At 59.5% G+C, this 782-nt stretch carries 2 protein-coding genes; both read left to right on the top strand.

What is annotated here, in order from left to right:
- Nucleotides 1-355, top strand: a 355-nt coding sequence (locus ACVMLK_RS21205) for a hypothetical protein (RefSeq protein WP_457487564.1), incomplete at its 5' end; no start/stop codon positions are given.
- Between the two features lie 6 nt (nucleotides 356-361).
- A complete protein-coding gene (locus ACVMLK_RS21200) occupies nucleotides 362-766 on the top strand; it encodes an ATP-dependent nuclease (RefSeq protein WP_370592091.1) in 405 nt (134 codons plus the stop codon).
- Nucleotides 767-782: the final 16 nt, after the last annotated feature.

Below are 782 nucleotides of genomic sequence, written 5' to 3'. Positions count from 1 at the left end.
CCCCGCTCAGGAGAACCGTCCTTGGCGCTCCTACACCACGCGTTGGGACACGACCAAGCAGAGCTTGCGGACAGCCCAAGAGATCCTGCGCACAGACAAATACACGAGCTTCGTCACAGAGATGGCCGAGGGCTTTAAGGCCCAGCTACGCCGAACCAGCCACGAGGTAAAAGTAGACTTCCGCACCTTCGATCCGCTGAACTTCTATAAGACGCTCCAACCCATCCTTGTCGAGGACGGGTTGGAGCGGAGCCCTGAGGAAGCAGGTTCTGGGATGAGGAACCTCATCGTACTGGCCCTCTTCCGCGCATACGCGAAGTGCTTTCGAGGAGATGCGGTTTTCGCGGTCGAATAACCTGAGATCTATCTACACCCGCATGCCCAACGCAGCCTCGCCCTTCTGTTCCGTGAGATGGCCGACCAGGGCGCCCAAATCCTGTACTCCACACACTCGGCCGCCTTCGTATCGCCTGATAACTTTGACGAAATCGCTGTAGTCGAGCGCTGCCTCGACGAGGACAATGAGGGAATGCTCTGCACGCGAATGCGCCGCCTATCTGCCGCGCATCTGATGGCATCGCCTGAAGCCAGTACGGGGACTGAAGCCCTGCTACGAGAGCGCCTCCGGCACGCCTGCGGCCAGGAGCATGCGGAAGCATTCTTTGGCCGTGCTGTTATCCTGGTGGAGGGGCCAACTGAACGTGCCGCACTGCCTATCTTTGCCGAGTGTCCGTCGTCAGAACATTCGGCACAACTCGCGGCGTAGATTAGCGGAGTGCGGA

Source organism: Teichococcus aerofrigidensis (genome assembly GCF_054073225.1).
This window is presented reverse-complemented; position numbering and strand designations above follow the sequence as displayed.